The organism is Flagellimonas algicola, from assembly GCF_005937185.1.
GTDB lineage: Bacteria > Bacteroidota > Bacteroidia > Flavobacteriales > Flavobacteriaceae > Flagellimonas > Flagellimonas algicola.
In genome coordinates this window covers 1,410,028-1,435,561 of sequence record NZ_VCNI01000002.1, presented here as the reverse complement: position 1 = coordinate 1,435,561, position 25,534 = coordinate 1,410,028, and the positions used below count along the sequence as shown (strand labels likewise).

Genomic DNA, 25,534 nt, shown 5'->3' with positions numbered 1-25,534 from the left:
GTGGTCAATTTCATGATTGGATATTGGAATACCTAACTTGTTATAAAGATACGCCAATTTGCAAGCCTAAAATCTTAACTTAACCTCCGAATACACCCTAATGAAAAACACCCTTTTTATCCTATCCCTCTTGCTATTGATGGCAAGCTGCAACCAGAAGAAACCGACACGTAAAGAGATGGTCACCCAATATTACCAAGCTTTTGAGGAAGGGAATTACCAAAAAATAAAAGCATTGATCAATGACACCCTCACCATTACCTCTGGCGATTATGTTACCCCTTACACCCATGAAAGTTTTTATGAGTTTTTTAAATGGGATTCCATATTTAAAACCTCCTATGCCATAGTTCAATTGGATGAAGCGGACAATGAGGTTCTGGTCAATGTGGCATCAGAATCCGTACGTTATGAATTTTTAAAGAACAACCCGTTGACCTGTCAGTTCAACATCTCTTTTGATTCCGGAAAAATTTCAAAAATTGAATCTGGTGAATGCGCCGGAGCAGATTGGGGTGTTTGGCAAAAAGAACGGGATTCCCTGGTCAGTTGGATCCAGAAAAATCACCCTAAACTGGATGGTTTTATCCATGATTTGACCATGCACGGGGCCATCAATTATGTAGAGGCCATTGAGTTATACGAAGCAGATAAAAATAGTATTCCCTAATCTAAACCGTTCCAAGCTTTTTCTATCAATGCCTTGGTAAGTAGTATGCCCTCATGTTCTGGGGCATCCCCTTCGTATTCTATGCCAATGTGCCCGTCCCATCCAAAGTCTTTTACAATTTTGAGCATCCTGTAATAATCTATGGAGGGGTGTTCTCCCTGATCATCAAAATTATAGGACTTGGCACTGACCCCTTTGGCAAATGGCAAGAATTCGGTCACACCTTGATAGATGTCATAGGCTTTATCACAATCTCCTTTGGTACTTCCCCATTTGGCGGTAAGGCACCAATTTCCAAAATCTGGAAGGGTTCCCACGTTTGGGGTACCGACTTGTTTTAAGATTTCGGTTATCAATTGCGCATCCGAGCTGTTCAGGCCATGGTTTTCAATCACAATATTGATGTTCTCCTTGGCGGCATATTCTGCTAGGCGTCCAAGGCCATCTGTCATAGCGGATTTAAAGGTATCCCTATCGCTGGCACCAAAGGCATTGACCCTAATGGAATGGCATCCCAAAATTTTAGCCGCATTGACCCATTTATAATGATTCTCAACAGCTTTTATCCGTTCCTTTTCATTTGCCGCACCAAGATCTCCTTCTTCATCTATCATAATCAATAAGTTGTTTACGCCTGCCTTGTCCGCCCGTTCTTTCATGTTTGCCCAAAATCGCTCATCTTTCCCAGATTTTTTATAAAACCCATTTACGTACTCCACAGCGTTTAACCCATAGGTATCATTGGAAATACTGGCAAAGTCAACTGCATTGAGGTTCCCATTTTGAAATTGACGGTGCAAAGACCACTGCGCCAATGACAATTTTAAATCACTTGCATAGGGTACGCTTCCATCGTCCAAGAAATTGTACCCGTATGTCACTAGGGGCGAAGCCGCTAAAACTCCAGTACTCCACGCAAACTTTTCCAAAAAAAACCTTCTTTTCATTATGTTCTGTTTTTTATAGCATTAACTCCACCTTAATACTCCCACCAAGTTAATCAAAGTAAACCAAGAATATTATAGCACCAAATAGTGTGGATGTTGAGTTTCAATATTCTATTTCAATCTCTTCATAGTCCACCCGCTCAATTATCTCATCCCTATTGGAGTCTATGGTTCTGGAGTACAGATCCTTGGTAATCGGATAAGCTTCCAACTCACCTTCCCAAAGATCATCTGCAGCACATCGTCCAGATCCATATCGTCCATAAGCCAAGAATCCAAGTTTTCGTCATCTATGATCACAGGTCTCCTCTTTTTTTCGTTATGGATCTGCTCAAACATTGGGGTTGCGTCCTTGGTCAAGATAGTAAAGGTGTTCCATCCATCCGAAGTGGTGGTGTAGATTCCTGCTAGGCTAATGGGGTCATCGTTTTTGCGCTTAAAATAGAACGGCACCTTAAAGGATTTGCCCTTGACTTTTACCGGAGTGGTATGGGGTTCAAAAAAGCCATCTACGGGAATAATGCACCGTTTGTGCTCCCAAGACTGCCGGTAGATAAAATGGTCAAAGAGTTTTTCAGATTTGGCATTGAGGCCCCCAAAGGTCTTGTAGTTTTTAAAGTACTCCTTAAAATCGGCCCCTTTGTTCTTGGAGGGCATAATGCCCCACATGGCGGGGGTTATCCGGTTGGATTTTTCCTGCGGAATGATCCACATGAGGGGGTGGCTCCAACCATTGGCATGAAAGTACCGCAGATCCAGCTCCAACTGCTCTTCTCCCAGTAATTTGGTAACGTTGTAAAAGACCTCAAGTTCTTGCGCTTTCCTAACCACTCGAATACCGTAACACATACCCCATTTTTCCTTTCAATTTAACATATCCTGTGCTAAAAATTAAATATATTTGTTTGGATTATTTCCTATTTTATGGATTATTTCCTATATGAGAAATACAACCTTCAAACATATGGACAAGTATGCCATAAAAAGGCTCCTATTGGAAATAGGCCAAAACCGCTTGAACCGGGAATGCGAACAAAAAAGACTGCCCTTGCCCAAACGGGTAAGGATGTTCTATTTGGAACAAAATGCCAATTGCACCTTGCTAAAATATAAATACCAGCAGGGGGAGCGGGTGATCATGAAAGTAGATGAATTTGAACTGCCCGAAGCGGGATGGATCAGAACCCAACAGCTCTAATGTTCTGAGGTGCCCATAAACGTCAGTTCGAGTGTCCCGAACTCAATGTTACCGCCAAACTAGAAATAGTAAACCAAGAATACCACAAGATTACATTTTAAGGAAGTGGAATTGACTTTAATACATTTTGATGTAAAAAAGTTCCGTGAACTTTCCCTCATAAGAATCCATAAAACCTTTTTCCCTAAAATCAAATACCCCAAGAATTTCCACATTTTTCATATGTAAATCGTGATAGGTACTATCATCAGCATAGGCAGGGCCAAAAGAATCAATCCAAATCCAAGAACTTCCATCTGTGATTGAAACATTATGGGAAGACATTACTATTTGTCCTTTTATTTTTATGGTGTCTTTATAAAATTCATTTGGGTTTTTAACTACGGATTGAAAATCAATAAATTCATAATTATTGAAGGCTTCTACATTTCCATACTCCATACTTTTTTTACACGCTAGCAACAAAATAGAGATAGATAACATATAAAATATTCTACGCATATGTTTTACTTGGTTTTGGGTGAACAACACATGGCCGATCAAGTTAAAAGCTGGCAGTTTAATCACTCCAATTTAAACAAACTAAACCAAGAATGCCACAAGATGTACTTGCACCCAGCTTGACTGGGTGATCTTGCGGGAGCGAGGGAATCAAGCTGGAAATTCCGTATGGAAATTCCGACCGAATTGAGCTAGATACAGTGCTAGGTTACGTTTTTATTTTCAAACTTTTCAATTCCGTCCAGTTCCGTTCTCTTTTCCTCCCGTTCCTCTTCAATATCGAAATCGTCTTGAAGTCCAAGCCAGAATTTGGCAGAATTCCCAAAATATTTGCTTAATCGAAGGGCAGTATCCGCCGTAATTCTTCGCCTCCCTTTTATGATTTCCGAAATTCTGGTCTGCGGAATTTTCAAGTCTTTGGAAAGTCGGTATGCCGAAATTTCCATAGGCTCAAGAAATTCGAAATAAAGTATTTCTCCAGGATGTACATTGACCAACTTCCCCATTTTTTCTTTTTTTAATGGTAATCGATTATTTCCACTTCACTTGCGTTTCCCCTATTCCACTTGAAAATTATCCGCCATTGCTTGTTAATTCGAATGCTATAAAAATTATTCAGGTTACCCGATAATTTTTCCAGTCGGTTTGATGGCGGTACTCTCAAGTCCGTTAGATCTTGAGAGTTGTTCAGCATTCTGAGTTTTCGTCGTCCAGCATTTTGGATTTCAAGTGGCATTTTTTTGGCCCTGATTCCGTTCCAAATCTGTTCGGTCTCTTTTGAGCCAAAAGAAACAATCATGCTTCTGTTTTACGTTACTAACGTCAAAGGTAAGTAATTTTGGAGGTTTTTACAAATGTTGCGCAACGTATGATAAAGACACCATATTAAACAAAGTAAACTTGAAACCCACAAGATACGCCTGCACCCAACTTGACTGGGTGATCTTAAGGGAGCGAGGGGAAAAGGGTATTTTTAGTTTTTCAATTTCTTGAATTTCACTTTACCATATTCGATAAAATCTAAAACATCAAATTCAGCAGTATTGCTCCCCAAGTGACCATACTTCCTATCTTTCTCCTTACGCAAAATTCCCCTTAGGGTCAACTTTATACTTACCCCGCACCCGTACATCTCATCCAAACGAGCTTCAACTTCTTTTGTGAAATGCGCTTGATTAAACCTAAGATCCATGTCAAATGCATCGTAACATTCGTCACTTTTCACCGGATTGAAGGAACTATATTCCATACAAGTCGAATAGGTTCCACGAACAACAATTGTATCATTTATCTTATCGGCAAGTTCACATGCCTCGTAGATCACATTTTGATTTTGAACCGAATCATTTGTCAATTTACAAGATGCTACGCAAAACCCCATGAAGCTAATAATGACACAATAGTATTTCATTTTATTCTGTTAAATCATCGCTACAGCCACTTTCGGACCCGTTATTACATCTCACCAATTAAAACAAAGTAAACTTGAAACCCACAAGATACGCTTGCACCCAGCTTGACCGGGTAATCTTGCGGCAGCAAGGCCTAACGGTTGTGAGTATGATTAGTTGCGGGAAAGGGTGTAAGTCATTTTCCGTTATTGGTTAAGATAATTAATGTAAGCGATTTTCTTATAAGGAAATTCCGCGGCAATTAATTATACACGTTGTTGTGATGCGTTTTTTCAATTGACTAATCGGTATGCAATTCTGGCTAACTGCTCTAAATCATACTTTGCATCAATTCATTGATCCTAAAACCTGTATACAACTTCTGTAACATTGAGGTGTAGGTTCTAGTAAAATCATCGTTTTTTGCAAGACCTCCAAACAGATTTTCTTGCTTAATGAAGGCTAATGGGTCATTTTTCGATTCTGATGCCACTTGGTGTAATTCATTCGACATTGCATCAATAATTTCGAGTGGTTTTCCCTGTTGGTCTACTTTTTTATCACTGTAGTAGCACCATGCTGCTATGACCAAGGTGCCGAATTTGATACTTCCTCCTATTGCTAAATTTTCATGTATGGTTGGGATTAAAAATTTAGGTAGTTTGGCCGAGCTTTCTGAGCAAATACGGCCAACGCTGTCTTTTATATTAGGGTTGGAAAAACGTTCAAAGAGGCTGTCTTTGTAGTCCTCCAAATTAATGCCTTCAACGTCCCCTAAAATAGGAGTAGCTTCTTCGTCTAAAAATACACGTAAGTAGTTTGCAAAGACTTCATCTTCTACACAAGCATTGATGGTCGGGTTACCATGAATTGCTCCCAAAATTCCTAAAACTGAATGCCCTGCATTTAGGAGTCTTAATTTCATTTTCTCATACGGCCCTACATCATGTACAAATTGTACGCCTACTTTTTCAAATGCTGGTCGTCCATTCGAGAATTTATCTTCTACCACCCATTGTATAAAAGGTTCGCACGTCACTGGCCACGCATCAGCTACGCTATAGTTTTGAGCTATAGTATCGATATTTGCTTTGGCTGTTACCGGCGTAATACGATCGACCATGCTATTGGGAAAGCAGACTTCTTGTGCAATCCATTTTGCCAAGCCCTTATCTTGCTCTTTGGCAAAAGCAAGAAGCATTTTACGCATCATATCTCCATTATGTTCAATATTATCACAAGACAAAATGGTAAAAGCAGGTAACTTGGCGGCGCGGCGTCTTTTTAGAGCCGCCGTTAAAAACCCATAGATGGTTATTGGGTCATGCGGGTGACGAAGTTCATGTTGTATATCTGGATTGTCAAAATTGAATTCTCCCGTGGTGGGGTTGAAATTATAACCTCCTTCGGTAATCGTCAGTGATACAATTCTTGTATCCACACTTGCCATTCGAGCGATAACGGTTTCGGGATCTGTGGTTCCCATTTTAAAATCTACAATCGACCCAATTATTTCGGGTTCGATTTTTCCGTCTGGATGCTTAACCATTAGTGTATAAAGATGGTCTTGCTTTTTTAAAATATTACTTAGTTTAGTATCTGCTTCGCGTAAACCGATTCCACAGATTCCCCAGTCTGAGGCTTCCCCCAGCTGTCTTAGTTGATGCAAATAATACGCTTGATGTGCACGGTGGAATCCGCCAACGCCGACATGTACAATTCCAATTTTATTGTCGGTGCGGTTATATATCGGCACGGGCATACGGCTTCCCAATTCTTCTAAATTTTGTTGTTGAAGTTGTATTGGTGTTTTCATTGGAGTGCTACCGTTTTTGATTTTCCACGTTTGAGTGCCCAATAGGCCAGTATAAAATAAATGATGGTACTGATGAAAGCATACGTATAAAAGAGTTCCCGATTTTCAATATAATTCGATTCTGTGGCGCTACCGAACGTCACGTTACAGGCCAACACAAAAGTGGCCACCAAAGCCGAAATGGCTATGAATTTTAATCCTTTAGAGAATAAAGAAACATCCTTAGAAATAGCTGGCTCATTCTTTGCTTGCTGCTCTTGAAAACGTTCAATCGTTTCCATCCGAACTTCTTCTTCTTTTACTTCCTCCTGGTAGTCCTGCTTCGCTCCGTATTTAGATGCGAGCAAAGTATATACAGCGATGGTAAAAAACCATGTAGGGATAAACAGATAATAGAAGGAAATCACATCTAAGAAATTCAACCCAAATCCGAAGACTAAGCCCAAGCCCCAAGCCGCAACTGCAGGCATACTAAAGGTTAGTTTTCGGTACGAAGACCAATAGCGCGTAAAGCCAATTCTAGGGAAAATCTGGTGTTCGGCAAACACAATAGCTCCCACAGGAACAACCAGCAACCCTGCATAGGTCAGTAGCGGTAGTATTTGTGAAAATACAAAAGGGAAACAGGCGATAGCTACGGTGACCATACCAACCACAATAGTCGTTTTCTTTCGAGAATGATTGAAAAAAATAGCTTGTGCGGCCAAACCTGCTCTGTACAAATTCGTAATCGCGGTCGTCCAACCGGCAACAATAACAATCACAAAACCTGACCAGCCAAGTGCATAATAGGCCACATCACCTGGATCAAGCTCAACGATTGATTTTCCTAATATGACGGCGGCACCGGCGCCCATGATTCCCGCAGCTATCCATGCAACATAATGACCGAACATCATGCCTGTACTGGTGGCATATCCGTAGTTCTTCTTTTTAGCAAAACGTAGGAGGGCCATATCAATCAATCCGAAATGTGTAATTGTATTAGCAGCCCAGCCAAAGCCAATGACTTCGACTAATCCAATTCCCGGAGCACCATCGCTGTTGATGCCTGTCCAGATACTCTGGTCGCCAAGGGTTATAAAATCCGCCCATCCAGCAGGTAAAGTTTTATCCAATACATCTAAAGACAAGGCAGGGAGTAACACCATGGCACCACTCGTAAACATCACAAAGAGCCAAGGAGCGCAGATCCCTGAAAATTCAGAAACGGCATTGAAACCATAGATAGCAATAGAAACCACAACTATGCCTACGGCCAAAACAATCAATATAAACCAGGCATTGGTGGGATACCAATTGAGTTGTGCAGGAACATTAAAAGCGAAGCGAACCGCTGTTGATGAAACTGTGATCATCGCGGCAGATATCACAGAAAAGATAATGACATTGGCCCAATTGTACAGCTTAGTCATCGAGTCACCAGCAATCTTATTCAGATAGGTATAGAGGCTCAGGCGTGTATCAACGGCAATTGGGGAAGTGATGAATCTCCAGCTCAGTACCGCTAGAATATTACCAATCAGAAGACCTAAGATGATATCCATCGTCTTGGCGCCAAGCGCCACAAAAGTTGCTCCGATCACAAACTCTGTAGCCGCGACATGCTCGGCAGCGTAGAGACCCGCAAAATGAGTCCAATCGTGTAATTTGTGTTTAGCGACGGGTAATTGTTCTTCGTCTAGATTTTCAAATTGTTGGAAGTTTGTCTTTTCCTGCATGTTGGTTTGGTTAATATTCTAATATGATTAAATGCATCACGGCGTTTGGATAAAGATATTTCAATTCAAATGGCCAATTTATTAATCAAAAGCTCAAAACATCACCTCCTAAACTCAAAAAGCTCTTCAATCTTAACATCCAAGGCTTTTGCAAGTAACACCAAATTGGAAATAGTGGTGTTTACTTCGCTATTCTCAATGCGCCACACTTGATTTTTGGATAATCCAGCAATGGCCTCCAATTTGGTTTGCGATAAATTTCTTTCTTCCCGCAAAGCTCTCAGGTGCAATCCAAAGTCTCTTACAAACAACTTTTCTTCCCTGCTCAATTTATTCCTCAAAACCCTCTGCAAAAAATTCGGTTATAGTCAATTCAAAGTATTCCGAAATCCTCCGAATTGTGCTGAATTTGGGGTCCCAGCGACCCGTTTCTATCCTCCCAAAGTGAATTCCTGTGTCATTATAAGCGTCCTCCTGAGTAAGGTTTCGATTATCTCTTAGTGATTTTATCCGATTGGCCAATTGCCGAAGAAAATCAACATTATGGTCGCCTTGTTCGCTCATACGACAGCAATGCTAGAATATCTTAACCTCGTTTATCAAAAGCTAACAATTCAGATGTGCTGATCTCAAATGCATCAGCAATTCTCTTCATCATGGAAATTTTCATTTCCTGTTTACCTAATTCATATTTTCTTAGGTTTTGGGCATCAATCCCTGCTTTAAAGGCAATTTCTTCAATGCTCAATTCTTTTTCAATTCTCAAGGTCCTAAGATGCTTCCCAAAGGCTATACAGAAATCTGGCATTTCTTTTTTTCGTTCACGCTTTGACATAACTCAAAAATGCAAACAAGAAGTTTTATTCAACCAATTGAATACAATAGGTTGTTTACAACCTTTTTTATATCTTTACCCAATCAGCCTCATCTAAAAATCCAACAATCCAAACATCCAATCCTCTAACCTACACCTATGCCAACCACACCCATTCTGCAAACCATTCAAGACTTCGTCCACCAAAGTCCTTACACCTGTATGGAAATCATCTTTGCCGATCATCTGGTGCTCAACAGCCAAAACCAACTTCCCTTTCTACCCGTGCTCAAACAACATAGCCGCATCATGCTCTGTAAAAAAACCCATAAAGGCCTGGTTCAAATGCTGGTGGCGGACAATCCCGTCTTCAACTTTTCCTTTGATTTTGTGCTTCCTACCAAGCAGGGTTTTTATCTGGGTTCCATGCTGCACCTGCCCAGCCCTTTAGATCAAGGCCACCTGCACATGGATGCCGACCAGCTCACCTTGTGCTACCGTATCAATGCCAAGAATCCCAAACTCAGGGTGCATGTTTCGCAGACATTCACCCATGTCCATCATGTAGAAAAATTTCCCTCTGGCCATTTGGTTTAGCAGCGTACATAGTTTAAGAAAATATTGGGGGTTTATATACAGTTTTTTTCCTTTATTTGCAGGCTCTTAGGGGAAATATTTTGGCTTGATATAAAAAACGAATACCCCTATAGGCAGAAAATATCAAAGTATCCCTTATATTTAGCCAATCTAGATTAATTTTAAATAAAAATGACCGAAGATTTATTAGCAAAGGCAAAGGAGTTTATAGGCAGAACTTTGAGTCATATGTCCACCAGTGATAGGGTTGCGGCTTCCAGAGAGGCAAAGGCCCTCATACTTTCCATTAACGAGATCTATAAGGAGACCAAGGATCAAAACCTTATGGACGTTATGAAGGAGCTTACCGAAAAGAAGCGCAAGATTGAAAAGCGCCTTAAAGGTACTCCGCTGGTTTAATCCCGTTCCATTTCTTGGAAAAGGGAATCAATTCCCTTGTTTTTTAAAGAGTGTCCCGCCCACGATCAAGGCCGCGGATATGATCATCACGTTTTTAATGATATACTGCCCTTCCAAGGTAGGCAATAGGTAGTTGCCATTTTGAAAGGTGATTTCCGGTAGAAACACCAAGGGCATAAAGGTGCCCACCATTTGCAGCAGCAAGAGGGCAATGGCAATCTTGGTGGTCTTTCGGAACAAGAAGGTAATCCCGATCACCACTTCCCACCATCCTATGACCACCAACCACGTATCTGGCGAGCCAAAAGGCAACCAGGCCACCGTGGCCTTTAAAAGTCCGGTCGCGGCAGAAAGCCCAAAGGGCTTTAAAATCCCAAACCAGAAAAATATAATAGCAAATGAAATGCGCACCGCGGGAATACCCCATTTGCGCATGCGTTTGGAAATAGCTTGGTCAAGTTCTTGGTAGTTCATAGGCTCTGGACTTGTCACAAAATTACGTACCAAGCCCCTAGTTACCAAGTAGAAAAGCTTGCTTTCCTACAAAAATTGGTGTTGTGATTTTCCATTCCCACAACGGGTTTTAGGGTCGATATACCATCCACAAAAAATTTGCTACCAATTATATGCTTTTTGGGGCAACCAATAAAAATGTAACATTATGATAGGCCTTTCTCTGTACTTTCGAAGAGAAGATAAAATGCAACCACCAGAACACAAAAACATTACAATGAACACTGTAGAAGAAAAAATGGGGTACATATTTTGGTATTTCGTACTGGCTTGCTCGGTAGGTTCGCTGATCACCAGTTTATACCATTATATCAACTAACCATAAAAAACGAGGGCCGCTTACGCGGCCCTTTCCTTTTCCATTTCTTTTCGACTATCCCTTAATCTCCAGGATCTGACGAATCATCTGATTGGTGAATCCCCATTCATTGTCATACCAGGTCATCACTTTCAACAAATCCCCATCCACTACACGGGTCATGGACAGATCCACGGTTGATGCATACGGGCTTTTAATAATGTCCGAAGAAACAATGGGTTCATCTGTGGTGTCCAGCACATCGGCATAACGATCGGTCTGGGCTTCTTCCACAAGAATTTGGTTCACCTCTTCTGCAGTCACAGGTCGTTCCGTAACAAAGGTCATATCCGAGATAGAACCTACGGGAACAGGAACCCTAATGGCCACCCCATCAAACTTACCCGCATAGGCAGGTAGTGCCTTGGTAGTGGCAATGGCCGCTCCCGTTGTTGTCGGAATCAGGTTTTGTGCTCCTGCCCGTCCCATTCTAAAGTTCTTGGCCGAGGGAGCGTCCACCGTACCCTGCGAAGCGGTATAGGCATGAACAGTGGTCATAATGGCCTTTTTAATCCCGATACGTCGGCCCAAGACCTCAACCACTGGACTAATGTTGTTGGTGGTACAGCTGGCACAGGAAAATACGCTTACATTCCCATCTTCTGAATTTACCCCATGCACAACCGTTGGGGTGTCCGCACTTTTGGTAGGTGCGGAAATAATCACCGTCTTGGCCCCTGCTTTCAGGTGGCGTTCGGCATCCTCACCTTTGGTGAAGACCCCTGTACTCTCGATCACCAAGTCCACCTTGTGTTCTCCCCAGGGCAATTCCTCCGGGGTACGGATGGAGGAGTAGTGGATTTTTTGTCCGTCCACCACCAAAGCGTCAACTTCATGGGTTACCTCTTTTTCATATTTCCCATAGACCGTATCGTACTTTAAAAGGTATGCGGTGTTTTCTATGGAAACAATGTCGTTTACGGCAACGACCTCCAGGCCAGGAGTTTCGTTGATTACCTTAAGGGCGGCCCGTCCAATACGGCCCATCCCGTTGATTCCTATTCTCATTTTTAGTGTTGTATTTGTTATTACTTGTTTACTTGCCATTAGTCCGAAAACCACCCCAAAAATTACAGTGTATAACGCACTAGAAAATTGGTATTAGAGCCAGTCAATTTTGGGCCACATGCCCTCTTTTTTGCTGTGCAATTTTTCCATCCCCCGAAGCATTTCGTCCAAGAGCACAATAGCTTCATTGATATATGGCCCCTTGTTGAGCATTACGCACTCCGCACGCAAGGAGGAAGTTATGTCCGTAATCTCGGAACGCGAAGGCAGACCACTTTTAGCCAAGCCTTCCAGTACTTGGGTGGCCCATACCACTGGGATGTGGGCGGCACTACAAAAGGAAAGGATTTCTTCCTGCACCTTGCCCATATTTTTCCAACCCACCTCCAAGGCCAGGTCGCCGCGGGCGATCATCACGCCAATAAATTGGGTCTTCATGGCAGCCAACAGAATTTTCACCAGGTTTCTATAGGCAAATCGGGTCTCAATCTTTAAAATGACGCTTACCTTATCCCTTGACCCAAGCTGCTCCAGCTGATCTAGAAGTTCATCCACATCCTCAGCGGTGTTCACAAAAGAAAAATTGACGATATCGGCATACTTGGCCACAAACTTTAGATCTTCTCTGTCTTTGTCAGTTAGGCCCGAAAGGCCCATATCCAGTGTTGGAAAATTAATTCCTTTTTCTGCCTTGAGTCGCGCGCCATTTTCCTTGGCCTTAACAATCCTGACCATGAAATGGTCTTTGCGAACTTCAGTGATGACGCCTTCTATTTTACCATCATCAAAGAGGATAGGTTCCCCTTTTTTGGCTTTGGAAACCACTTTTGAGGGCAGGCAGGGAATACTTCCCACATGTATCTGCTTTCCTTCTTCGTTAAACTGGGGAAGTTTTCCTTGCTTCTCGTTTGCCGTTACTGCCAGCAGATTGCCCGTGTGCAGTTCAATGAATTTATCCGTTACTGGAAGCTCTCCAATAACACCCACTGGAATAGACTCCCTTTGGGGTTGTAATCGGGTTCCTGTTTCTAGATAAACCGTTCTTTTACAATGCAAGAGCGCTTTTCCTTCTTCCAATTTGTGAACCACTAGTTTCCGTTTTTTTCCTCTAGTGTCCTTTAGAATGAATTTATCCCCAACCCGTAGCAAGGAAAGCCAGTCAGAAGCAATTGGAATTGCAGTGGGGTCAATGCTTTTATTGTCTTCGGGCACCAATCTAATCTGGGCTGGGGTTTCCACTATCCCAAGTACCGACCTTTTGGGTTTAAACTTCAACACTTTTGGCCCCAATCCCAGAAATCCTGTTCTAATTTTTGGGCCTGCCAGGTCCATGGCAATCTTTACATCGGTTCCGCATTCGGCAGATGCCTTTCTCACATTATCGGCTATGGCTTTCCAAATGTCCGGATTGTCGTGGGCGCAGTTGATTCGCGCACAATTCATCCCATTTTTTACCATTTCCAAGACCTTGTTATAGTCATGGGCAGACTCGGTTGGCTGTGTGACCATGATCCGCACCCTTCTACTTTTTTTGGGGGTTGGAAAAAGAGCATTGGTATGTTTTCTGAGTTTCTTTTTGCCCTGTCCAATTCCCAAAGCAGGTAATGGATATTCCTTGGAAGGTTGCCCCATCAACCTTATTAGATTGTGCGCATTGGTAAGGCTTCCCAAAATATTGCCTTCGGCATTTGCAAAACGGGAGAGCCCAAGCCGTTTTAGCTTTTTTTGAATCGATCTAAGGTCATAGGTTCTAAAAGTGCTATAGTGCAGCAGGTTTTTGGCACTTTCCCGGTAGGTTTCACAAACCTCTTTTAACAGCGTTTCATTGTCCCTTTCATTAGCGGCACAATTTTCAATAATATCTTCCAACCGTTTGGCAATGGAAGGAAGTTTTTCTGGGTCGATGTTCATTATGGGAGGTTTGACTTAGCAAAATTTCAACTTAAAAACTAGACTGCTGCTGATTTAAATCAGTAATTAGAATTTTTTTTGAACTGTACCACAGCTTAAACCTTTGTGTGTCACGGAAAATAGATTGTTTTTTAAACCAAGGGATACTTCAAAAATTCCAAGGATTAAGATAATCATATTATCGCTCAACTTATGTAATGAGTTATCTTTGAAACTCATCAGTAAACAAATGACTAAGCAACTTCCGATTTACATATTCCTACTTCTTTCCATTGGTGCCAAATCCCAATTGACCATCCCGGATATTTTGGAAAAGTTCAACAATAAAACCGTGGAGTATATCACTGTGGATGAAGCTATAAATGGAGATGATTTTATCTTTTTGGATGCAAGGGAAAGGGAAGAGTTTGAAGTGAGCCATTTAAAAAATGCGGTCTGGGTTGGATACGATGATTTCGAAATCGACCGTGTATCACAGATTGCTCCTGACAAAAAAATACCCATCGTAGTATATTGCTCTGTAGGAGTGCGTTCCGAAGATGTGGGCGAAAAGCTAAAGTTGGCAGGCTATACACAAATCCGCAATCTGTACGGCGGTATTTTTGAATGGAAGAATCAGGGAAATCCAGTTTATAACACGCAAAACCAACCTACGGATAATGTCCACCCCTTTAGTAAGTATTGGGGTCAACTTTTGACCAATGCGGATAAAGTGTACAACAAATAAAATGACCCTTGGAGAAAGATAAATCCCTATTGCTCATTTTTACCCGAAATCCTGAATTGGGCAAATGCAAGACCCGATTGGCTGCCAAGGTAGGAGACCAAGCTGCTTTGAATATTTATAAATTCCTCCTATCACACACGGTCAATATCACATCTGAATTGGAGGTGACCAAATGGGTTTTCTACTCCAATGAAATTTGGGAAGAAGATATCTGGGCCAATGGCACATATCAAAAAAAGTTACAAAATGGTGCCGATTTAGGCCAGCGAATGCTAAATGCATTCCAAGAAGGGTTTGAATCCGGTTATGAAAAAATCATTATTATTGGAAGTGATATGTACGATTTGTCCCAAGCGGATTTGGAATCGGCATTTTCCCAATTGAACCAGCACGATTATGTAATTGGCCCCGCCGAAGATGGGGGGTACTATTTGCTGGGAATGACAACATTAAATATGGAGTTATTTCAAGACAAACTCTGGGGAACCGAGACCGTGCTTGAGGACACCATGAAGCATTTAGACCAGGAAAAAACAAGCATGCTTCCTATTAAAAATGATGTAGATCATTACGAAGACATTAAAGATATCAAGGCGTTCCAGCCTTTTTTAAAACATATGAAAGAATGACCAAAAAACAGCTTGAAGAATCTGTAGAATACTTGAAAAAAAAGGGATTTGAATCACCAGAAATTGGCATTGTTCTAGGCACTGGACTTGGGCAACTGGTAGGTGAAATAGAAAATCCGGTTGAAGCCCATTACAACCACATTCCCTACTTTCCCTTGGCCACGGTTGAATTCCATTCGGGAAAGCTTATTTATGGCACCATTGCGGGCAAAAAAGTGGTAGTGATGCAAGGTAGGTTCCATTTGTACGAAGGCTATGATTTTTTGGACATTACCTATCCCATTAGGGTGATGCGCCTTTTAGGTATTCAAAAACTGTTTGTCTCCAATGCCGCAGGGGCCATTAACCTCAATTTTAAAAAAGGAGATATGATGCTAATTGAGGATCATATCAATCTGCAAGGTGGCTCTCCTTTGGCTTTTAAAAATGTGGCTGAGTTTGGTGATCGGTTTGTGGACATGGCAGAACCATACGATTTGGATATGCGCAACATTCTTGAATCCATTGCGGCCAAAAATGGTATTACCCTTCAAAAGGGTGTTTATGCCTCAGTGGTAGGGCCACAACTAGAAACCAAAGCGGAATATCGGATGCTTAAAATATTGGGGGCGGATGCCGTAGGAATGAGTACCGTACCCGAAGTAATTGTTGCCAACCATTTACGACTACCTATAGTAGCTGTATCCGTTTTAACGGATGAATGCGATCCGGACAATCTGCAAGCTGTGAATATTCAGGAAATTATTGAGATTGCCGGCAATACTGAACCAAAAATGATTCAATTGTTCAAAGAACTAATTAAAGAAATATGAGCTATTTAGAAGCGACCCACGATTTATATAAAAAGGCGGCCCTGACCCCAGATGTAGGGCTTTGTTGTACCACCAATCCCATTTGGCAGTTCCCAGGGCTTTCCATCCCAAAGATCATGCAGGAAATGAACTATGGATGTGGAAGTACCGTTTCTGCACAAGATTTGGTCAACGATCCCAAAGTGCTGTATGTTGGAGTTGGAGGCGGAATGGAACTGTTGCAGTTCTCCTACTTTTCCAGACAAAGAGGAGGTGTTATTGGTGTGGATTCGGTGGATGAGATGTTGGAGGCCTCCCGAAACAACTTCAAAATTGCCGAGGAGGAAAATGACTGGTTCAAAAGTGAATATGTGGATTTGGTGAAAGGGGATGCCCTGAACCTGCCCGTTGCGGATGAGAGCATTGATGTTGCGGCCCAGAATTGCCTGTTCAACATCTTTAAAATGGAGGATTTGAAAAAAGCGGTGTCAGAGATGTACAGGGTGCTTAAACCCCATGGCCGTTTGGTGATGAGCGATCCCACCTGTGAACAGCCTATGAACGATGAGCTAAGGAATGATGATAGATTAAGAGCGCTTTGTCTTAGTGGAAGTATTCCTATTAAGGACTATGTAAAAGTGCTTACCGATGCTGGTTTTGGAACTATTGAAATAAGAGGACGTAGAGCATACCGTGTGCTTTCGCCCAACCACTATCCAACGGATGAGTTGGTTTACATTGAGTCCATAGAAATTGCTGCCATCAAAGATCCAATGCCAGAGGATGGCCCATGCATGTTCACTGGCAAAACGGCTATTTACTTTGGTGACCAAGAGTATTTTGATGACAACAAAGGACATGTTCTGCTTCAAAATCAGCCATTGGCGGTTTGTGATAAAACGGCTGCTGCCCTTCAAGAAGCATCAGACGAAATATTTGTCAGCGAAAGTACTTGGCATTATAACGGCGGAGGTTGCTGTTAAAAACAGATTGGGGGTCATTCCCCAGCTTTATATATTAAAAAATTGCTGCTCATGGGTCTAAGCCCTCAATGGCCATTGGTCTTACTTTTGGTATGGATTTTTGGTGGATTTCCAACAAGTACCCCCATCTGCCATCCTGAGCTCCAAATGGCAAAACATATTGCAAATCTTCCGGACTACCCCAGTCATCTGGCTTGGGGGAAGCTGCTTAAAAAGCATGTGGATGATTTGGGCAATGTGGACTACTCAGGATTTCAAAAGGACGTGTCCCAATTGGATGCGTATCTAAAGGAACTTTCCCAAAATGTCCCTAATTCTGCATGGGATAAAAATCAGAAACTTGCATTTTACATTAATCTGTACAATGCAGCTACGGTAAAACTAATTGTGGATCATTATCCTGTAAAAAGCATTCGGGATATTCCCAGTAGGTGGAAAAAGAAATGGATTGCGTTAGGAGACAAACAGGTATCCCTTAGCCATATTGAGCATCAGATTCTGCGAAAAATGGGGGAGCCCAGGATACATTTCGCCATAAACTGTGCCTCCTATTCCTGTCCCAAGTTGCTCAACGTTCCCTTTACTGCACAAAGTATGGAGCGTCTACTTTCCAAAACGGCGGTTGATTTTGTGAATGATACCAAGAGAAATCGATTTGAAGGGAACAGAGCGCAGCTTTCCAAAATATTTAGGTGGTATAAAGGAGATTTTACGGAAAACAAAGGTTTGCTGGAGTATATCAATACGTATTTGGAGAACCCTACTCCAAAAAGCGCCCAAATTGAATTTCTTGACTACGATTGGAGTTTGAATGAAGCCAAATAAGACCATAAGTATCATCATTCCTGTCCTAAATGAGGAGGGTTTCATTGGAAACATCTTGGATCATTTGGCCAAAACCGGAAGCTCTGGGCTTATCCAGGAGATTATTTGTGTAGATGGCGGAAGTCAAGATCGAACCGCAACGGTTTCCGAAGCCCACGGGGCAAAAGCTATACGCTCGGATAGAGGAAGAGCCAAACAAATGAATTTAGGCGCCAAAAAAGCCCAGGGAGACATCCTCTATTTTCTGCATGCTGATACGTTTACCCCAAAAGATTTTGATCAAAAAATCTTGGATGCTGTGGCTGAAGGTTATGATTCGGGCTGTTTTCGGATGAAATTTGATACCAAAAATCCATTTCTTCGGTTCTTTGCCTATATGTCCCGCATAAACCATAGGCTTTGTAGAGGCGGAGATCAATCCCTATTTGTTAAAAAGGAACTGTTCCAAAAAACCAAGGGGTTCGACGAGGCTTATTATATCTACGAAGACACCGAATTCATTGCACGCCTGTACAAAAAAACGGAGTTTAAAATCTTACCGGATGCGGTCATCACCTCTGCTAGAAAGTATCGGGAAAAAGGATGGGTGAAAGTGCAGTTTCATTTTGCCATGATCCACCTAAAAAATTATTTGGGAGCCAAACCCGAAGAGCTTTACCGCTACTACGCAAAAAATATCCTCGATTACTGATCGGACTTCGTTTCAAAATCCAGCAAAACACCTTCTGAAATCCATTTTGCCAAAGCTTGTCGGTTATCAGGATCCAAAATTCTGCGCTGGTCTTTTTCACTACGGATATTCCCTATTTCGATATATGCAATTGCAGGTAATGTATTTTTGACCAGATAGAGGTTGCTCCTATCTTTGAAGGTGCCCGTGTATTTTCTATTCGGCTGGAACTTTTTGTATTTCTTTTGAAAAGTCTGGTGTATGCATTCCGCCAATCGCTTTCCGTTTTTACTCTTATGGTGATGATAAAAGAACACATCGATATTGGTCCCTGAAGCACGGCCATCAACATGAGTCACAATCAATCGCTGGTATTTCCCTCTATTTTGTAGATATAGTCTGTTGACCACATTCACCCTTTGCTCAAGCCTTTTTTTTTGATTTAAAGGAATGGGTTTATCTGGATAAGCAACCTCATCCGTATCAAGATCAAGAATTCTGCTGTCCCGAATTCCATCATTTTCATCACGCACAATTATGTGCACTTCAGCGCCATGGGACAATAGCTCTCGTGCCAATCGAAGGGTAACATCATAGGCATATTCATCTTCCGAGATCAATTTACCCGCATAATTTTCGACCGCACCGGGGTCAGGCCCACCATGACCTGATATGAGATAGTACACTGTATTTTTTAGCCTATCGCTCAATGATTCAACAGTGGCATAGTCCTCCCCAAAAATGGGATATTCCATTTTATTTGTTGGTTCGGAATCCCGATCTGTTCCTTTATCAGTTGGCACAACGGGGATTCGATATACATTTCCGGCATATAACTGATGGTCGCTTTTTAGATTTTCTTTATTCAGTTGAAGAAATCCCTGATAAAACTTGGTTGGATCGAGTCCGTGCCTTCTCAATAAAGAATATATTCCATCTCCAGTTATGGCCTCTACCTGTTTAATGGAATCCTGAGCTGTGCCTATGACAATGCTGCCCATACAAAAAAGAACGAACATGCATAGAATTCGATGAATTGATGAAAATACAGAGTTAGTCCTCCAGGGTAAGTTCCGCATAATCCTTTAAAATACCACTTGCAATCCAATTGGTAAAGGATTTTTTATCCAACCGCACAGATATGGCATCTTCGGTCCTATCTTCGGAACGCTTGTTTACCGTAATCAAACTAATGGCCGGTAAGGTATTTCTAGCTAAAAAAAGTGTACTCTTATCATCAAACGTCTTACTATCGATGCTGGCTTTTTTAACGGTGCTATTGGCCTTAAAAACATGCTGAAGATTCTCCGCCAAACGCTGTCCTTGCTCACTATTGCCATGGTGCAAGACCGAAACATCCAAATTCCCGGCCTGCAATATGCCGTTGGCTCGTATGATCAATAGTCGTTGGTACTTTCCATGGTTCTGCAAGTACCGCTTGTTGATTGCGTCAACATAGTTGCCCAACCTATCCATTTTGGTCAATTGAGCGGATGTGGTCGTTTCGTTTTCATCCTCATTTCCCATGACAAACACGGTGGCGCCCTGCTCCAAAAGTTCAGCAGCCAAGTTTTTGGCAATGTCCTCCACAAATTTATTTTGGGTGGAAGTACTGTCCTCAGTTATCAAGTAGTAAACCGCATTCTTTAGCGCTTTGCCCTCATGCGACATTGCCCCCAACTCCTTGTCAAAAATAGGTTCTTCAGCCTTCTGGGCGGCCAAAACCCTTACCCCTTTGCTTTTGTAGGAATCGTCCGTTATTGGAATTCTATATTCCCTGCCTATCTGTAACAAGCTACCATCCTTGATGTTGTCCTTGTTCAGGTCAATAAAAGCTTCGTAATGTTTCACTGGATCTAACCCTTGTTTTCGGAGCATGGAGAATATCCCATCACCCTTTTGGGCAACGATGGTATAAAAGTTGTCTTGGGCAAGAAGTGCAGAGTTCATGCCCACCCACAACAAAAGTGCTAGTAGTAATCTCATTAATCCATAATGTTGCAGGGGTGCTTAACAAATATTGCAAAAAAAGCTTGAGACAGAAAAGAATTTGTAGGAAATTCTTTGTGAAAAATCAAAAATATTGTCCAATGCCAAAAACGATTCCCTTAGCTCCCATATTGGTAATGCCATGGCCATAGTCTATCCTAAAAATGGCATTGAAAATACGCTTATGGATAAACCTCACCCCTATTCCAGGGTAAATCCTTATGTTTTGATCGTCACTAAAGTCGCTAAAATCGCCTCCAGGATTACGCCATGTTCCCCCGTCAATAAAAACGTTGCTCTGCAGCACAAACCAATCCTTGTCTATCAAGGTATGCCTGTACTCCGTATTGAGGACAATGGCGCCGGTACCCCGATCAATGATATTTCCCACACCTCGAATGTTTAGATTGTTGTCCACTGCGAAAGGAGCAAATGGAGTATCAATATTGCTGGACAATCCCAGACGTAATCTGTTGGCCCAATTCCCCCGTTGGCCCACCCGAACGAAATAGGTAAAATCATTGAATCCTATGATAAACTCCGGAAGCATTCCGCTGGTACTGTGCACATATTGCAGGTTTAAGGTGCTTTTGAATCCGGCTAAATACTGATAGTAGTAGTCAATACCGTCATAATTGTAGATCAACTTCATTAAGTACTTATCAACTTCCAGATCTTGCGGTACATTGGGATCGGTTTCCCCAAACAGATAATCGTAATTCTCGGTAAAGAAGTTGACTCCAAATTCAAACCTATTTCTAAAGTTAACCTCAAAGAGACCCAGCACCTCAAAAGATTTATTGTTGTATCTATAGTCAGCCGTACCTGAATCCAAAAACACAGGTTCCTGTGTTCGCAAATCTTGATAGCTAATAGCCAATCCAATTTTACTGGAAAAGAGATAAGGAGCCCTCAGGTGGGCACCGTAAGAATTGAATACGTCCAGTTGATAAAATCCACCAAGGGTAACATTGTTCCCAAACAAATTGAATTCCTGCAACCCCAACCGAAAGGCAAATTCATCATTATTGGAGGTATAAACATTCGCAAACGGAATCAAAGTGAAGTTCTCCTCAATACCGTAAAACACGTTGTAATTCCCTTCCTCCATGGCGGGAAAAACTTGAAAATAAGCATGGGAAACCGAAGGGAGTCGCTTTAGTCGGTAAACATCCTCTTCCAAGAGGGTGGAATCCAGTTCCATTCCAGCTTTAAGCCGTACAATTTTCTTTATGAAGTTGGTTTTGGTCCGCTCATTGCCCTGAACTTTTACATCCGCAACTTTATTTTGAGCATATCCAGATACCACTATCAACAAAAGCAGTATGGGCAGAAGATTTCTCACAGCGGCTTTCAAATTTTGGACTTAAATATAGGCCAATACGTTATAAAGAGTATCACAGAACCAAAAGTATTGGGAATTATCATGCTATTCCAGCGTAAAATTTACCTCCGCGAAGAGGTTTACCCAGTTATCTTCACTAACTGCCAACAATGAGAAGTTGTAATTGTTTCCCAACATAAGGGAAGGTGGTTCGGTAACCGTAATGTTCAACACAACATTGTCCAATTCATAATATTGGAATATTTGATCCATGGTATAGGTTCCCGATAACAGCGTATTATTTTCATCGGAAACTACTTGGAAGTAAATTACGGTATCGTCGAAAGCTCCATCTTCCCATGAAAAAATGGGCATAACCCCACTGTTATCGACAGTTACATTTTGAGGCAAATACTCCGTGGGCTTGGTACGCTGTTTTAATCGGATTGGATTTGAAAGGTGCACTTTTCCATCCTCTTCAAAAGTGACGATAACCCACTTTTCCTGATCTGGCACTATTTCATACTTCAACAAATAACCGTTGAAAACATCCATCAGTTCTGCAGCACCTTTAGAGTAGCTTGAAAAATTATTTTCATCCACCTCCATGTGTTCAGTTTCATAAAAATTGATGTTGGAAGCACCTGCTCTTGGGTACAAAAAAACGCTGACCACGGAGGGGTCCTCATTGCTTGCTGCGCAAGCGATCACATTTCCCAAGACCATCTCTTTATCCGTTAAATCACCGGCTAGGGTTCCATCCAGCTGTGGTTCTTCATTATCTGAACTACAGGAAATCAAGAAAACAGCAAAAAGACCGGAAATAAGATTTCTTTTGATCATCTATAGGGGTATTCTTTACCTAATAGTCGCCATAAAAACTACGGATTACATTTTCCGCAGGTTTGTTTTGGGGAGTGAACCGATTATCAGCGCTTCCTCCCGACTCGTTATGGTGAATAAACCATTTCCAGATAAATCCACCTGCGAACCAGTCTTCCTCCCAAAATTCTTGAAAAACAGCTTCTGTGGCATCGGCCTGAGCTTGTAAATTGACATTCATTTGGTTTCGATCCACCAACCAAGGTTTCTTGGCGGCATAATCCATACTTCTATAACCAAATTCGGTAAAGAGTATGGGTCTGTCCATAGTTTCTGCCAAATTGGCCAATTTGGTTTTCCACGGTTGCCATCCGGCCTTGAGCACCTCCATGCTGGGTTTTTGATCTTCCGAAAGTGGAAAATAGGCATCCACCCCAATAAAATCCATTTGATCCCAAAAAGGAACCCTGGGATATTCGTCCCAATTGGCAGCATAGGTTAGTTTTCCGCTGTAGATTTTTTTAATTTTTGCTATCAAATCCGTCCAAAACTCTGGTCTTTGTTTCACGAATTCTTCCAGTTCGGTGCCAATACAGTACACCTCAACTTGGGTCTCTTGGGCCAAATCGGCATAGGTCAAAGCGAAATCGGTATAGGTCTCCTCAAGAATTTGCCAATCCTCTTCGGACTGCATGGCCAAATCTCCTGTGAATTCTCCTCTCCAAATCCAAATTTGGGGCTTCAACATGATCTTGATGCCATTCTTCCTCAACAGTTCAATATACTGTTTTGCCCCTCTCCGAGTTTCACCGTACCATTGCCGTTCCGTGTTAAAAATTATTTCCGGCGATGAGAGGTTCCTTGCAAACCCAAAGGGCATTACAGCTGCAAAATTTGCATTGACTTTAACTACTGGCTCAACGTGGCCTTGGGTGACCTTTTCACGAGACCCCACAAAACTCACCCCGTTGATTTTTTCCTTCTTTTGTCCCACACAGGACAATTGGATCAAACAAAGAAAAAGGAGTCCCAATCTTTTCATAGCCAAAAGTTAAGACTCCTAAAATAACCTTTTAGGTTATAGATTTAAAAAATTGCGCGCAAACCAATGTTAAAAGTTTCGCCCAAACCTGTATTTTCTCCCCTTACAAAGTTGGTATACAGCGCCTCAACATTCAATGCATTGGTCAATTGGTATTTTAATCCGCCCCCCAAAGCGGTAAAGTTTTGGGTAAAATCATTCCCTAAATCCAAACGTTGTGAGTGCTGTGCCAAGGCCAATACCGTAAACTTGGAACTTGGAAAATAACTTAGAAACACACCTGGGGTTAAATTAAGACTGTTATTGGCAAAGCTCTTGTCCTTATCTCCAAAGCTCAATTCCGAATTCAATTCAGTAAAAAGTTGCCATTTACCACCCGGAAAAGTATGGTCGTAGAAAAATCGGTTTTGCCAGATGTAGCCATTTTGATCTAGGAACACTCCTTCTTCTGTTTCATTATCCACCAAGGGAATAAAAAATGAACTTTGGATGGAAAAATTGCTTACCGAAGCAATAGGGACAAACTTTACGGAAGGTGCAAAGGACGTAAATCCGGAACGTGCTGTTCCCGTTTCCCCATCAAATTGAAAGACTTGCAATGCCCCGCGGTCCGCAACAACATTGGAACGGAATTCAAAAATGGCTCCAACGTTCCACCGCTTGTTTTCACCTACTCCAGTATATGCTTCCAAGGTGGAAGTGAAAAATGTTTGTCTTGGCTCTGTTCCATCGGAAAATGTACTCTCCGTCTGGGTGTACAAATTGTTGAACCACTTGAGGTCCCATTGTCCTTTTCCAATAAGTTTGGAAGGCGTGTATTGTTGAATGTTACTTTGACTTTGAGCATTGGGGTCGTTTTGGGAAAATCCCAAAAATACACTCATGATCATTCCCCCAAAAAGGAGGTAAATTCTCTTCTTTTTCATGCTTAGTTGTTGTTATATGGATTAATCGGTTTCGTTCAAACTCCAGTCGTATGGGTAGTACCCTACCTTGGATTTTGAGTCAAATTTTTCTTTTCGATATAGGTTTACAAAATCTATCAAGGATTTTCCGCCTTGGGTAAAGTCACCAGTGTACCATTCAAAAATTTGGGACAGCAGTACTTTCTTCCCTTTTGTCCTAACAAAATTGGGATTGTTCAATGCAATTTCAGTTTGTTTCTGCAATTGTGCATCCAAGGTGCTTGGCACATATGCATCGGGTATAATGGGAGGGCATCCCAGACCTGCACACACAAGTACAAAGTGAAAGCGAGCCTCCTTTGGAAAATTGCCTCGAAGTAATTTGTTCTCAATGTCATTTAGGGTTATGCTCTTGCCTCCTACATTATACTTGATTTTGTCAAAAAACCCGCCTTTGTCCAATGGGGATTTAATGGGATAATTATCTGCAATCCCCTTAATTACCGAAAGGTTATAGGTGTTTATCCAGAATGCTTGATAGGTATTGGCATCAGACGTAGAAACGGTAATGTTTTGGGCCATATCCATCAGTTCGTTTAATCCTGCTGGATTCGACTTAATTTCGGTATAATTCACTCTGCCATCGCTCACATACGTATTAAAGAATGCGTCTGCTTTGGTGAAAAAATTTGAAATGTCCTGTGAAAAGCCTAATTGTACAACAAGAAATAGTACAGTCGTGGTCAGTGTTTTTCTAAATTCCATTTTAAGTTTTAATTGATTCAAACTTGGCAATCTGTCGTATACAGTTCGGATGCCATACAAGCTCTTGCTGAATTTAAGGATTATTTAAGATTTTAGTAATCAAACACTTAGGCGTTCGAATTTTAGGGTCAAACCTTACCTTTTCTGTTAAAATTTAAATTCTTTCTAAATTAACAAAGGGTATTAAGTTCCTATATTTAAGGACGACACATTAGCAA

General features: G+C 41.7%; 31 protein-coding genes. 10 read left to right on the top strand and 21 right to left on the bottom strand.

All coding sequences use genetic code 11. The features are described 5' to 3' along the window. The first annotated feature begins 100 nt into the window (after positions 1-100). Positions 101-670 carry a hypothetical protein gene (locus FGG15_RS15345; protein WP_138837797.1) on the top strand — a complete coding sequence of 190 codons (570 nt, stop codon included), beginning with the start codon at positions 101-103 and terminating at the stop codon, positions 668-670. Here the strand turns inward: FGG15_RS15345 and FGG15_RS15340 are convergent. Then, positions 667-1,617 carry a sugar phosphate isomerase/epimerase family protein gene (locus FGG15_RS15340; protein WP_138837795.1) on the bottom strand — a complete coding sequence of 317 codons (951 nt, stop codon included), beginning with the start codon at positions 1,615-1,617 and terminating at the stop codon, positions 667-669. The two genes, FGG15_RS15345 and FGG15_RS15340, sit on opposite strands and share 4 nt — an antisense overlap. Positions 1,618-1,782: 165 nt before the next feature. Continuing rightward, positions 1,783-2,466 carry an SOS response-associated peptidase gene (locus FGG15_RS15335; protein ID WP_138837793.1) on the bottom strand — a complete coding sequence of 228 codons (684 nt, stop codon included), beginning with the start codon at positions 2,464-2,466 and terminating at the stop codon, positions 1,783-1,785. 91 nt (positions 2,467-2,557) lie between these two features. Between FGG15_RS15335 and FGG15_RS15330 the strand changes: the two genes are divergently transcribed. Further along, a complete protein-coding gene (locus FGG15_RS15330; protein ID WP_138837779.1) occupies positions 2,558-2,815 on the top strand; it encodes a hypothetical protein in 258 nt (85 codons plus the stop codon). 117 nt (positions 2,816-2,932) lie between these two features. Here the strand turns inward: FGG15_RS15330 and FGG15_RS15325 are convergent, their stop codons facing one another. The 9 genes from FGG15_RS15325 to FGG15_RS15285 form a co-directional block, all read right to left on the bottom strand. Then, a complete protein-coding gene (locus FGG15_RS15325) occupies positions 2,933-3,256 on the bottom strand; it encodes a hypothetical protein (protein ID WP_161991976.1) in 324 nt (107 codons plus the stop codon). 263 nt (positions 3,257-3,519) lie between these two features. Continuing rightward, a complete protein-coding gene (locus tag FGG15_RS15320; RefSeq protein WP_138837773.1) occupies positions 3,520-3,822 on the bottom strand; it encodes a HigA family addiction module antitoxin in 303 nt (100 codons plus the stop codon). 11 nt (positions 3,823-3,833) lie between these two features. Then, a complete protein-coding gene (locus FGG15_RS15315; RefSeq protein ID WP_138837771.1) occupies positions 3,834-4,115 on the bottom strand; it encodes a type II toxin-antitoxin system RelE/ParE family toxin in 282 nt (93 codons plus the stop codon). 174 nt (positions 4,116-4,289) lie between these two features. After that, the gene (locus FGG15_RS15310; RefSeq protein WP_138837770.1) at positions 4,290-4,727 is read right to left on the bottom strand and encodes a hypothetical protein; all 438 of its coding nucleotides are present in this window, start codon (positions 4,725-4,727) and stop codon (positions 4,290-4,292) included. Positions 4,728-5,038: 311 nt separating this feature from the next. Beyond that, complete coding sequence (locus FGG15_RS15305; protein ID WP_138837768.1) at positions 5,039-6,523, bottom strand: mannitol dehydrogenase family protein; 1,485 nt, start codon at positions 6,521-6,523, stop codon at positions 5,039-5,041. Further along, entirely contained in the window at positions 6,520-8,244 is a 1,725-nt protein-coding gene (locus tag FGG15_RS15300; protein WP_138837766.1) for a purine-cytosine permease family protein, read from the bottom strand. Before FGG15_RS15300 ends, FGG15_RS15305 begins: the two co-directional genes overlap by 4 nt. A 101-nt stretch (positions 8,245-8,345) precedes the next feature. Continuing rightward, a complete protein-coding gene (locus FGG15_RS15295) occupies positions 8,346-8,597 on the bottom strand; it encodes a helix-turn-helix domain-containing protein (protein ID WP_202619563.1) in 252 nt (83 codons plus the stop codon). Then, positions 8,575-8,808: a helix-turn-helix domain-containing protein gene (locus tag FGG15_RS15290; RefSeq protein WP_138837764.1), complete on the bottom strand. Its 234-nt coding sequence runs from the start codon at positions 8,806-8,808 to the stop codon at positions 8,575-8,577. The genes FGG15_RS15295 and FGG15_RS15290 overlap by 23 nt, the downstream gene beginning before the upstream one ends. Before the next feature lie 22 nt (positions 8,809-8,830). Continuing rightward, a complete protein-coding gene (locus tag FGG15_RS15285) occupies positions 8,831-9,079 on the bottom strand; it encodes a helix-turn-helix domain-containing protein (RefSeq protein ID WP_138837762.1) in 249 nt (82 codons plus the stop codon). Positions 9,080-9,217: 138 nt separating this feature from the next. Here FGG15_RS15285 and FGG15_RS15280 point away from each other — a divergent pair, with 138 nt between their 5' ends. Next, on the top strand, positions 9,218-9,655 hold the full coding sequence (locus FGG15_RS15280; RefSeq protein ID WP_138837760.1) for a hypothetical protein: 438 nt from the start codon (positions 9,218-9,220) through the stop codon (positions 9,653-9,655). 171 nt (positions 9,656-9,826) lie between these two features. Then, the gene (locus tag FGG15_RS15275; protein WP_138837758.1) at positions 9,827-10,054 is read left to right on the top strand and encodes a hypothetical protein; all 228 of its coding nucleotides are present in this window, start codon (positions 9,827-9,829) and stop codon (positions 10,052-10,054) included. Between the two features lie 27 nt (positions 10,055-10,081). On the opposite strand, the gene FGG15_RS15270 is transcribed toward FGG15_RS15275, so the two are convergent. From FGG15_RS15270 to FGG15_RS15260, 3 genes are all read right to left on the bottom strand, one after another. Beyond that, positions 10,082-10,528 carry a hypothetical protein gene (locus FGG15_RS15270; protein ID WP_138837756.1) on the bottom strand — a complete coding sequence of 149 codons (447 nt, stop codon included), beginning with the start codon at positions 10,526-10,528 and terminating at the stop codon, positions 10,082-10,084. A gap of 412 nt (positions 10,529-10,940) precedes the next feature. After that, positions 10,941-11,933, bottom strand: a complete 993-nt coding sequence (gene gap, locus FGG15_RS15265; RefSeq protein WP_138837754.1) for a type I glyceraldehyde-3-phosphate dehydrogenase — start codon at positions 11,931-11,933, stop codon at positions 10,941-10,943. A gap of 93 nt (positions 11,934-12,026) precedes the next feature. Beyond that, positions 12,027-13,844 carry a pyruvate kinase gene (locus tag FGG15_RS15260; protein WP_138837752.1) on the bottom strand — a complete coding sequence of 606 codons (1,818 nt, stop codon included), beginning with the start codon at positions 13,842-13,844 and terminating at the stop codon, positions 12,027-12,029. 229 nt (positions 13,845-14,073) lie between these two features. Between FGG15_RS15260 and FGG15_RS15255 the strand changes: the two genes are divergently transcribed. The 6 genes from FGG15_RS15255 (at position 14,074) to FGG15_RS15230 (ending at position 18,490) form a co-directional block, all read left to right on the top strand. Beyond that, positions 14,074-14,571, top strand: a complete 498-nt coding sequence (locus FGG15_RS15255) for a rhodanese-like domain-containing protein (RefSeq protein WP_138837750.1) — start codon at positions 14,074-14,076, stop codon at positions 14,569-14,571. Positions 14,572-14,579: 8 nt separating this feature from the next. Beyond that, positions 14,580-15,200: a TIGR04282 family arsenosugar biosynthesis glycosyltransferase gene (locus FGG15_RS15250; RefSeq protein ID WP_138837748.1), complete on the top strand. Its 621-nt coding sequence runs from the start codon at positions 14,580-14,582 to the stop codon at positions 15,198-15,200. After that, positions 15,197-16,012, top strand: coding sequence for a purine-nucleoside phosphorylase (locus FGG15_RS15245; protein ID WP_138837746.1), 816 nt, complete (start codon positions 15,197-15,199; stop codon positions 16,010-16,012). The genes FGG15_RS15250 and FGG15_RS15245 overlap by 4 nt, the downstream gene beginning before the upstream one ends. Then, entirely contained in the window at positions 16,009-16,974 is a 966-nt protein-coding gene (arsM, locus tag FGG15_RS15240; protein WP_138837744.1) for an arsenosugar biosynthesis arsenite methyltransferase ArsM, read from the top strand. Before FGG15_RS15245 ends, arsM begins: the two co-directional genes overlap by 4 nt. 147 nt (positions 16,975-17,121) lie before the next feature. Further along, the gene (locus FGG15_RS15235) at positions 17,122-17,799 is read left to right on the top strand and encodes a DUF547 domain-containing protein (protein ID WP_161991975.1); all 678 of its coding nucleotides are present in this window, start codon (positions 17,122-17,124) and stop codon (positions 17,797-17,799) included. Next, a complete protein-coding gene (locus FGG15_RS15230) occupies positions 17,786-18,490 on the top strand; it encodes a TIGR04283 family arsenosugar biosynthesis glycosyltransferase (protein WP_138837740.1) in 705 nt (234 codons plus the stop codon). The genes FGG15_RS15235 and FGG15_RS15230 overlap by 14 nt, the downstream gene beginning before the upstream one ends. On the opposite strand, the gene FGG15_RS15225 is transcribed toward FGG15_RS15230, so the two are convergent. From FGG15_RS15225 to FGG15_RS15195, 7 genes are all read right to left on the bottom strand, one after another. Continuing rightward, positions 18,484-19,488, bottom strand: coding sequence for an N-acetylmuramoyl-L-alanine amidase family protein (locus FGG15_RS15225; protein ID WP_138837738.1), 1,005 nt, complete (start codon positions 19,486-19,488; stop codon positions 18,484-18,486). The two genes, FGG15_RS15230 and FGG15_RS15225, sit on opposite strands and share 7 nt — an antisense overlap. Before the next feature lie 34 nt (positions 19,489-19,522). Beyond that, a complete protein-coding gene (locus tag FGG15_RS15220) occupies positions 19,523-20,455 on the bottom strand; it encodes an N-acetylmuramoyl-L-alanine amidase (protein ID WP_138837736.1) in 933 nt (310 codons plus the stop codon). Between the two features lie 88 nt (positions 20,456-20,543). Continuing rightward, positions 20,544-21,803, bottom strand: a complete 1,260-nt coding sequence (locus tag FGG15_RS15215) for a POTRA domain-containing protein (protein ID WP_138837734.1) — start codon at positions 21,801-21,803, stop codon at positions 20,544-20,546. 84 nt (positions 21,804-21,887) lie between these two features. Continuing rightward, positions 21,888-22,625 carry a hypothetical protein gene (locus FGG15_RS15210; protein WP_237561832.1) on the bottom strand — a complete coding sequence of 246 codons (738 nt, stop codon included), beginning with the start codon at positions 22,623-22,625 and terminating at the stop codon, positions 21,888-21,890. Between the two features lie 19 nt (positions 22,626-22,644). Next, complete coding sequence (locus FGG15_RS15205) at positions 22,645-23,646, bottom strand: glycoside hydrolase family 113 (protein ID WP_138837732.1); 1,002 nt, start codon at positions 23,644-23,646, stop codon at positions 22,645-22,647. 44 nt (positions 23,647-23,690) lie between these two features. Beyond that, positions 23,691-24,572, bottom strand: coding sequence for a hypothetical protein (locus tag FGG15_RS15200; RefSeq protein WP_138837730.1), 882 nt, complete (start codon positions 24,570-24,572; stop codon positions 23,691-23,693). 21 nt (positions 24,573-24,593) lie between these two features. Next, on the bottom strand, positions 24,594-25,316 hold the full coding sequence (locus FGG15_RS15195; protein ID WP_138837728.1) for a DUF547 domain-containing protein: 723 nt from the start codon (positions 25,314-25,316) through the stop codon (positions 24,594-24,596). Positions 25,317-25,534 lie beyond the last annotated feature (218 nt).

Coding starts and splice junctions, on each gene's coding strand:
- FGG15_RS15345 (WP_138837797.1), top strand. CDS start 101: ATGAAAAACACCCTTTTTATCCTATCCCTCTTGCTATTGATGGCAAGC.
- FGG15_RS15340 (WP_138837795.1), bottom strand. CDS start 1,617: ATGAAAAGAAGGTTTTTTTTGGAAAAGTTTGCGTGGAGTACTGGAGTT.
- FGG15_RS15335 (WP_138837793.1), bottom strand. CDS start 2,466: ATGTGTTACGGTATTCGAGTGGTTAGGAAAGCGCAAGAACTTGAGGTC.
- FGG15_RS15330 (WP_138837779.1), top strand. CDS start 2,558: ATGAGAAATACAACCTTCAAACATATGGACAAGTATGCCATAAAAAGG.
- FGG15_RS15325 (WP_161991976.1), bottom strand. CDS start 3,256: ATGGAGTATGGAAATGTAGAAGCCTTCAATAATTATGAATTTATTGAT.
- FGG15_RS15320 (WP_138837773.1), bottom strand. CDS start 3,822: ATGGGGAAGTTGGTCAATGTACATCCTGGAGAAATACTTTATTTCGAA.
- FGG15_RS15315 (WP_138837771.1), bottom strand. CDS start 4,115: ATGATTGTTTCTTTTGGCTCAAAAGAGACCGAACAGATTTGGAACGGA.
- FGG15_RS15310 (WP_138837770.1), bottom strand. CDS start 4,727: ATGAAATACTATTGTGTCATTATTAGCTTCATGGGGTTTTGCGTAGCA.
- FGG15_RS15305 (WP_138837768.1), bottom strand. CDS start 6,523: ATGAAAACACCAATACAACTTCAACAACAAAATTTAGAAGAATTGGGA.
- FGG15_RS15300 (WP_138837766.1), bottom strand. CDS start 8,244: ATGCAGGAAAAGACAAACTTCCAACAATTTGAAAATCTAGACGAAGAA.
- FGG15_RS15290 (WP_138837764.1), bottom strand. CDS start 8,808: ATGAGCGAACAAGGCGACCATAATGTTGATTTTCTTCGGCAATTGGCC.
- FGG15_RS15285 (WP_138837762.1), bottom strand. CDS start 9,079: ATGTCAAAGCGTGAACGAAAAAAAGAAATGCCAGATTTCTGTATAGCC.
- FGG15_RS15280 (WP_138837760.1), top strand. CDS start 9,218: ATGCCAACCACACCCATTCTGCAAACCATTCAAGACTTCGTCCACCAA.
- FGG15_RS15275 (WP_138837758.1), top strand. CDS start 9,827: ATGACCGAAGATTTATTAGCAAAGGCAAAGGAGTTTATAGGCAGAACT.
- FGG15_RS15270 (WP_138837756.1), bottom strand. CDS start 10,528: ATGAACTACCAAGAACTTGACCAAGCTATTTCCAAACGCATGCGCAAA.
- gap (WP_138837754.1), bottom strand. CDS start 11,933: ATGAGAATAGGAATCAACGGGATGGGCCGTATTGGACGGGCCGCCCTT.
- FGG15_RS15260 (WP_138837752.1), bottom strand. CDS start 13,844: ATGAACATCGACCCAGAAAAACTTCCTTCCATTGCCAAACGGTTGGAA.
- FGG15_RS15255 (WP_138837750.1), top strand. CDS start 14,074: ATGACTAAGCAACTTCCGATTTACATATTCCTACTTCTTTCCATTGGT.
- FGG15_RS15245 (WP_138837746.1), top strand. CDS start 15,197: ATGACCAAAAAACAGCTTGAAGAATCTGTAGAATACTTGAAAAAAAAG.
- arsM (WP_138837744.1), top strand. CDS start 16,009: ATGAGCTATTTAGAAGCGACCCACGATTTATATAAAAAGGCGGCCCTG.
- FGG15_RS15235 (WP_161991975.1), top strand. CDS start 17,122: ATGGCAAAACATATTGCAAATCTTCCGGACTACCCCAGTCATCTGGCT.
- FGG15_RS15230 (WP_138837740.1), top strand. CDS start 17,786: ATGAAGCCAAATAAGACCATAAGTATCATCATTCCTGTCCTAAATGAG.
- FGG15_RS15225 (WP_138837738.1), bottom strand. CDS start 19,488: ATGTTCGTTCTTTTTTGTATGGGCAGCATTGTCATAGGCACAGCTCAG.
- FGG15_RS15220 (WP_138837736.1), bottom strand. CDS start 20,455: ATGAGATTACTACTAGCACTTTTGTTGTGGGTGGGCATGAACTCTGCA.
- FGG15_RS15210 (WP_237561832.1), bottom strand. CDS start 22,625: ATGATCAAAAGAAATCTTATTTCCGGTCTTTTTGCTGTTTTCTTGATT.
- FGG15_RS15205 (WP_138837732.1), bottom strand. CDS start 23,646: ATGAAAAGATTGGGACTCCTTTTTCTTTGTTTGATCCAATTGTCCTGT.
- FGG15_RS15200 (WP_138837730.1), bottom strand. CDS start 24,572: ATGAAAAAGAAGAGAATTTACCTCCTTTTTGGGGGAATGATCATGAGT.
- FGG15_RS15195 (WP_138837728.1), bottom strand. CDS start 25,316: ATGGAATTTAGAAAAACACTGACCACGACTGTACTATTTCTTGTTGTA.